The 6451-nt window shown below is 58.5% G+C and carries 8 protein-coding genes and 1 pseudogene; 2 read left to right on the top strand and 7 right to left on the bottom strand.

The features are described from left to right. On the bottom strand, positions 1 to 279 hold a 279-nt coding region (locus C934_RS0124175), incomplete at its 3' end, for a LysR family transcriptional regulator (RefSeq protein ID WP_026372042.1). A gap of 108 nt (positions 280 to 387) precedes the next feature. Here C934_RS0124175 and C934_RS0124170 point away from each other — a divergent pair. Further along, positions 388 to 651, top strand: coding sequence for a helix-turn-helix domain-containing protein (locus C934_RS0124170; RefSeq protein ID WP_018859157.1), 264 nt, complete (start codon positions 388 to 390; stop codon positions 649 to 651). 120 nt (positions 652 to 771) lie between these two features. Here C934_RS0124170 and C934_RS32500 read toward each other — a convergent pair. From C934_RS32500 to C934_RS0124145, 5 genes and pseudogenes are all read right to left on the bottom strand, one after another. After that, positions 772 to 1274: pseudogene (locus C934_RS32500) on the bottom strand (GNAT family N-acetyltransferase). Further along, the gene (locus tag C934_RS0124160) at positions 1271 to 1570 is read right to left on the bottom strand and encodes a type II toxin-antitoxin system TacA family antitoxin (protein WP_026372041.1); all 300 of its coding nucleotides are present in this window, start codon (positions 1568 to 1570) and stop codon (positions 1271 to 1273) included. Before C934_RS0124160 ends, C934_RS32500 begins: the two are co-directional and overlap by 4 nt. A gap of 137 nt (positions 1571 to 1707) precedes the next feature. Next, positions 1708 to 2001, bottom strand: a complete 294-nt coding sequence (locus C934_RS0124155) for a type II toxin-antitoxin system RelE/ParE family toxin (protein ID WP_018859154.1) — start codon at positions 1999 to 2001, stop codon at positions 1708 to 1710. Next, entirely contained in the window at positions 1998 to 2306 is a 309-nt protein-coding gene (locus C934_RS0124150; protein ID WP_018859153.1) for a type II toxin-antitoxin system RelB/DinJ family antitoxin, read from the bottom strand. The genes C934_RS0124155 and C934_RS0124150 overlap by 4 nt, the downstream gene beginning before the upstream one ends. A gap of 228 nt (positions 2307 to 2534) precedes the next feature. After that, positions 2535 to 3470, bottom strand: a complete 936-nt coding sequence (locus C934_RS0124145) for a LysR family transcriptional regulator (protein ID WP_018859152.1) — start codon at positions 3468 to 3470, stop codon at positions 2535 to 2537. A gap of 107 nt (positions 3471 to 3577) precedes the next feature. Here C934_RS0124145 and C934_RS0124140 point away from each other — a divergent pair, with 107 nt between their 5' ends. After that, a complete protein-coding gene (locus tag C934_RS0124140; RefSeq protein WP_018859151.1) occupies positions 3578 to 4597 on the top strand; it encodes a YeiH family protein in 1020 nt (339 codons plus the stop codon). A 351-nt stretch (positions 4598 to 4948) separates the two neighbouring features. On the opposite strand, the gene zwf is transcribed toward C934_RS0124140, so the two are convergent. Next, positions 4949 to 6400 carry a glucose-6-phosphate dehydrogenase gene (gene zwf / locus C934_RS0124135; RefSeq protein WP_018859150.1) on the bottom strand — a complete coding sequence of 484 codons (1452 nt, stop codon included), beginning with the start codon at positions 6398 to 6400 and terminating at the stop codon, positions 4949 to 4951. Positions 6401 to 6451 lie beyond the last annotated feature (51 nt).

Here is a 6451-nt window from a genome sequence, read left to right as displayed (position 1 = left end):
GATCTGGCGGATGCGACTGCCGCCGGCTGCCCGCGTCAGTTCGGTGGTCAGGTCGATGTCGCTCAGGATCCGCACACAGCGATCGTAAAAGGTTTCCCCTGCCCTGGTCAGCTCCACCCTTCTGGTCGAGCGGATGAACAGCGGGCAGCCAAGCTCCCTTTCCAGCGACATCACATGATTGCTTAAGGCCGGCTGGGCAATGTGCATCCTGGCTGCCGCCCGGCCGAAGTGCAGTTCCTCGGCCACCGCTTTGAAATAGGAGAGTTGGCGTAATTCCATGAGGTTCGCCGATCCGCTTTTCCCAGAGAATCCCTGTCCGGGAGGATTAATATATTATGTCGGATATATCCTATGGATTAATGCAACGCAAGATGGTGGCCATGAAATATGGACACTCGTGCTCGCATCGCTTGGAACCTTCGACAATTGCGCTCATCGCTGGGCGTTACTCAGGAGAACCTGGCGGTCGATGCAGGAGTAGATCGCACAGTGATCAGCGATCTCGAACGAAGCAAACACAATGCGTCAATTGATCTGCTTGATCGCCTTGCAAGGGCTCTCAAGGTGGACGTTGCGATCTTTTTCACCTCGCCTGATCCGGCCGATCCTAGGCCGGAGCCATTGAAGCCCGGTCGCAAATCGCACAAGTAATGTTGGAAAAACCTAATCGGTCGCCTTGACGAGAAGCGAACCCACAAAACGGCATGGTTTCTACACTGGTTACAGCAAGTTAGAAACGACTGTAAGTGCGCTGCGCCAAACGTCGACAAACTAAGGTTGGGAGTTCATCGCGCTGTTGAGATCATTCAAGCCGCTCATCAGCATCATGGAATCAGATGGCGAAGGCAGAAAGCCCACCGCCTCATAGAAGGCTCGCGTGTCATCGGAAATCGCATGCACCAGCACGCCGCGGATGCCGAGGATCTCTACGGCATTGAGCAAGCGCAAGCCTGCGTCGCGCGCCAATGCTCTGCCGATCCCGCGCCCTGATAGGACTGATCAATGCCGAGACGACCAAGCACGGCAACCGGATTGGATCTGGCATGTTGCGCCGAAAGCGGCCAGGCACTTCCGGCTGTTTCACTGCGCCCGAAAGCGAGTGCGTAATTGGCGATGACGCGATTTTCTTCACACACGACAAAGGTGCGCGATGCGCCATTTGCCTGATTGACGCGGGCGCGGCGGCGCAGCCAGTCATCCAGTTCAAGGACGCCGGCATTAAGTTCTGGAAGCTCGTGGTGATCGGGCAGTGGTATCGGTGCGCTGAGGGTCACGCCTCATCCCACGGCGCTTTGGTCGACATGGTGCGTTTCAGACGCTCACTGGGCTGCGTGGGCGCATCCAGTCGCGCAAGGTATTCGGCATAGATTTCGGGGCTGACCGTGAAGATAGTACGGTCGAGCAGCACTTCCTCTGCGCGGCGTTCAGAGGCCTCCAGCATGAAATCCGTGCGCGTCTTGCCAAGTAATTCAGCAGCGCGGTCTATCAAGTTGCGGGTCGCAGGCTTGATCCGCATATTCAGCGGCACGCTGGCGTCCGGGCTTTTACTCCTATGCGGGGTGGTGGGCATAGACATCTCCTATTTCCACCGACCATATAGCGGAACGACGTCATCTTTACACGTTTCGTGTCGCGCTGTTTCGACACCTCAACTTCATTGCCGGTCTTGAACGGATCCGAACCGACGCACCGCCAATAAGGGCCGATCTAGCTGGTCGGCAGGGAGTCTGGCCATTCCTGCATGCCATGAAGGACGCGAAGAATGCGTACGGTTGTTTCACTCACGGTGTACGCCGCTACATACGGCGTCCCGTTGATCACAAGTTCGCGCGTGCCAGGAATTCTGCCAATGCGACCGCTTGCAGGAAAATCGATCAGGCGGCGAGTTACGGCCACAATCCGTTCATCGATCAAGACGGCAGCTGAAGGATTATCTGTCTCGATATATGTGAATATGGCATCGCGATCAGATAACGCGAACGCAGACCACGTAAGCTTCACGATTTGCGCGCGCTCGCCCTAAGTCGGGCTGCCGCTCGACGTTCCGCAAAATGGGCATCAACCTCATTATCTGAGATGTCCGGTCGGGTATCGTTCAGCGCCTCAAGCACCCTAGTGCGAAACCAAGCGTCATGCGCCTCGCTACTCGAAAGGAGTTCGAGGGGCAGCGCGCCCTCGTTGGCCGTGCGGGTCAGCAGGATACGGACTGCGTCCGATACCGTAAGGCCCATGCTCTCAAGCACGGCGGAGGCACGATCCCGAATTTCGGCATCAATGCGCGTTTGGACAAGTGCATTTGCAGCCATAGCTTTCTCCACGTCTGAAGAGAAGGTAATGCATTTGAATGACAAATCAACAAGAAGTTTCGAACCATCATCAATCGCTTGCGGCAATTTTGTGCTCTTGAAAGGATCCGAACCGTCGCCACCTGATTTGGCTAAGCTACTGGATTATTGGAAAATCTGCCACATAAGCCGCTGTTGTGGAATAATCGCTACGACTATGCGGGCTGCAGGAAGACCGGCCCCGGTATTTTATCGAGCCGGCACATAGTTTGCCGCAACCGTTTTAGCGCTGGATGAGCTTTGAGCCGAATGGCGGCACATCTCGATTAGCCTCGAGGCGGCCTTGCTGCTGTGCCGCTCCTTGTGTCTCAGGAGTCGGAACTCGCGAATCGGCCGGCAGAAGTTGATTTCGATGAGCTTGCCGGCTTCGATGTGCTGCTGGGCAGCAAGGCGGGAAACGGCGGCGGCACATATGCTGTCTTTCAGCGCCGACAAGATCGCCTCGTTGGAGGGAAGCACCATCGCGACATTCAGATCATCGGAATTGACACCGATCTTGGCCAGCGCATGCTCGAATACCGAGCGGGTTCCAGAACCAACCTCGCGCATCACCCAGCGGGCGGTCGTGAGATCGCTGGCGGCAAGCGTCTTGGCGTCAGCCCAGGGGTGGGTTGCCGCCACAACGACCACCAGTTCGTCCTGGTCGATCACCGATGCGGCAAGCGCCGGCTCATCGAGATCGCCCTCGACGAAGCCGACATCGGCCTCGCCATTGATGACGGCGTCGGCCACTGTACGGGTGTTGCCGATGGTGAGGTTGAGGTCGATGCCGGGGTGAGAGGCATGAAACCGCATGAGACGGGAGGGCAGCCAGTAGCTTGCGATCGTCTGGCTGGCGAAGACGCTGAGCGTTCCCCGCTGCATCCCGCCGAGTTCGCTGAGTACGAGTTCGGTTGCGCGCGCTCTCGCCAGCAGCGTTTTCGACTCGGAGAGAAAAATCCGGCCGCTCTCCGTCAGCTCGATGCGCCGGCCGACTCGGTGAAAAAGCTCGACGCCATAACGGTGCTCCAGGTTCTTGATGGCCGTGCTGACGGCGGATGGCGTAAGATTGATCGAGGCGGCGGCCTTGGTGAGATGCTCGCGCTCCGCCACCGCGACAAAAATTGCAAGCTGTTCAAAGGTCATGGGAAATCATTCTACTTTCTCGAATAAAATGTAGAAGAATATTCGATGGAAGTCGACGCAATTAGCTGAAAAATCTGAAGGGCAATCTCTGAATTCCAGGTGCCCCGATGACCCTCCAGAACTATTTCAAACATAGCAGCCAGATCGTTCCTGGCCTGCTCGTCTGTATTGGCGTTGCTGCCGCTGCTGATCTGTTCGAGCGGCTCGAACTTGCGGTGTTCGGCGTCGGTCCATTGGAAGCGCTCGTCTTTGCGATCGTTATCGGGATCGTCACGCGAACGGCTTTGCCCAGCAGGAAATCCTGGCAGCCTGGTATCAGCTTCAGCTCCAAGACATTGCTCGAGATCGCCATCGTGCTCCTTGGCGCGTCCCTGAGTTTCGGGACGCTGTGGAGTGCCGGTGCGACACTTGTTGTCTGTGTCGTGGCGATCGTGGTCATCTCGATCTGCGTCAGCTTCCTCGTCGCTCGATTGTGCGGCCTGTCGGACCGACTTGCCATGCTGATCGCCTGCGGCAATTCGATATGCGGCAACTCCGCCGTCGTCGCCGTAGCGCCGGTCATCGACGCGGATTCCGATGAGGTTGCTGCCGCGCTCGCCTTCACCGCGGTCCTGGGCGTTGCCTCCTTGCTCATTTTGCCGCTGATTTATGTCTATGCGGGCATGACGGCGAGACAATATGGTGCGCTGGCCGGCCTGACCGTCTATGCGGTGCCGCAGGTCCTCGCTGCGGCCGCTCCTGCGGGGTTGGTCGCCGTGCAGACCGGAACAGTGATCAAGCTCCTGCGCGTCTTGATGTTGGGGCCGGTCATCTTCGTTCTCGGCCTTCTCCGGACGGACCACAGAGACTGCGCGCAGGCGCAGCGCGGTCTTGTTCCCTGGTTCATCATCGGCTTCATCGTCGTCGTGATCGCCCGTTCGATGGGGCTCATTCCCACCGCCCTCATCCCGATCCTCCTGACGATCTCGGGCGGCCTAACGGTCGTTGCGATGGCCGCCCTCGGCCTCTCGGTCAATATGCGGACGGTGGCCAGCAAAGGGAGACGAGTGCTTTTCGCGGCATCGGCTTCGCTGCTATTACTGACGACCATGAGCTACTATTGCGTTGTCCTCGTCCTCGCGAAGTGAAAGTGCACAAGAGTCGGAGGCAGAACGGCGTTGTCAGGTTAGGGTTTGAAGCGCGCTTTCGCCATGGGGCGTGGCTCAACCACTGGTCCGGTCACGGCCCTCAATGCGCGATCGCCCTGAGGCGATTCAGATGGGCGGCGATGGCTGAATGTTGCAAACGGGCGGCATGAAGAGATTTCGGACTATTTGGGCGAAGCAAACTATCATCACTGAAGCCGAAGATTCTAACGTTCGACGAAAGCAACATTGTTCGCGATAGGCTGCGCCAATCAATAAGCTTGGACCTCGCCGGTGGCGAAGAGCTCCATGACAATCTGATCGCCCCGATATGCATGCCGGCAAGGATGCCGGTTACTCCTTGGCCGAATCTCGCCAGGCTCGCTCGAACGGTAGGCGCCAGGCATGCGGGGCGATGAGTTGGTGGATCGATTTCGGGCCCCAACCGCCCTGATCATAGAGGCGCACTGGCGGTGGGTTTTCCAGAAGAGGTTGCGAGACCTCCCACAATCGCTCAATGCCCTCGGCGGTGTTGAACAGCGTGTGATCGCCACGCATGGCGTCGAGGATCAGGCGCTCGTAGGCCTCGAGCACTTCGCCGATCAATCCGGTTTCGCTCATGGCGAACTGCAACGATAGCTTGTCGAGCCTGAAGCCAGGGCCAGGCCGCTTGCCATAGAAGGACAGGGAGACCTTTGAGGCATCGGCAAGGTCGAACGTGAGGTGGTCCGGCCCTTGTGCCCCAACGCCCGAACCGGCCGGAAACATCGACTTGGGTGGCTCTCGGAAGGCGATCGAGATGATGCGTTGACCCTCGGCCAGACGCTTTCCCGTACGCAGGAAGAAGGGCACACCGGCCCAGCGCCAGTTGTCGATGGCGCATTTTAAGGCGATGAAAGTATCGGTGTCGCTCTCCGGATCGACCCCGGGCTCCTTGCGGTAGCCGATGTATTGGCCGCGGACCACGTCGCGCGGCTCGATCGGCAGCATGGAGCGAAACACTTTGTTCTTCTCCTCCGAGATCGGCGCCGGCTCCAGAGCCGTGGGCGGCTCCATCGCCATGAAGGCGAGGATTTGAAAGAGGTGAGTTACCACCATGTCGCGATAGGCGCCTGTCGTCTCGTAAAAGGCGGCGCGAGTGGAAAGCCCTAGCGTCTCCGGAACGTCAATCTGCACGTGATCGATGAAGTTACGGTTCCAAATCGGCTCGAAAAGGCCGTTGGCGAAGCGGAAAGCCAGAATGTTCTGTGCCGGCTCCTTGCCGAGGAAGTGGTCAATACGGAAAATCTGCTTCTCGTCGAAAACCTCGTGCAGTTTCGTGTTCAGTTCCACAGCGCTGGCAAGGTCCGTCCCAAATGGCTTCTCCATGATAATCCGGCAACGCTCGACCAGTTCGGCCTCGGCAAGGAGTTGCACGGCTGGAAGCGCCGCCTTCGGCGGCACAGAGAGATAGTGCACGCGCCGCGTCTCCGGCCCAAGCGCCTCCTCTGCCCGCTTCACCGCTTCCTTCAGGACGCCGGCGCCGGCAGAGAGCGAGACATAGTCAAGCGAAGCGGAGAAATCTTCCCATTCGGCCTCCGTGAACTTGCGAGTCAGGAACTGATTCAGCGACTCGCGTGCGATGGCGCGGAAACCATCGGCATCAATCTCGTCGAGTGAGACGCCGACGATGCGGCACCCCGGGATGAAGCCGGCCTTAATGAGATGAAACAGCCCCGGCAGCAGCTTGCGCCGTGAGAGATCGCCCGTTGCACCGAAGAGAACGACGAGCTGCGGATAGCCAGGTCCGACCCGAGTGGAATTCATTCGCACAGTGCCCGTTCCCTTTTTCTGCCGTTGCGCCCTGAATAGAGGCAT

Origin of the sequence: Rhizobium sp. 42MFCr.1, from assembly GCF_000377185.1 — a bacterium.
Classification (GTDB): domain Bacteria; phylum Pseudomonadota; class Alphaproteobacteria; order Rhizobiales; family Rhizobiaceae; genus Rhizobium; species Rhizobium altiplani.
Note: the sequence above shows the minus strand (reverse complement) of the source record. Positions and strands in the feature narration are given on the sequence as shown.

Coding starts and splice junctions, on each gene's coding strand:
- C934_RS0124170 (WP_018859157.1), top strand. CDS start 388: ATGGACACTCGTGCTCGCATCGCTTGGAACCTTCGACAATTGCGCTCA.
- C934_RS0124160 (WP_026372041.1), bottom strand. CDS start 1,570: ATGCCCACCACCCCGCATAGGAGTAAAAGCCCGGACGCCAGCGTGCCG.
- C934_RS0124150 (WP_018859153.1), bottom strand. CDS start 2,306: ATGGCTGCAAATGCACTTGTCCAAACGCGCATTGATGCCGAAATTCGG.
- C934_RS0124145 (WP_018859152.1), bottom strand. CDS start 3,470: ATGACCTTTGAACAGCTTGCAATTTTTGTCGCGGTGGCGGAGCGCGAG.
- C934_RS0124140 (WP_018859151.1), top strand. CDS start 3,578: ATGACCCTCCAGAACTATTTCAAACATAGCAGCCAGATCGTTCCTGGC.
- zwf (WP_018859150.1), bottom strand. CDS start 6,400: ATGAATTCCACTCGGGTCGGACCTGGCTATCCGCAGCTCGTCGTTCTC.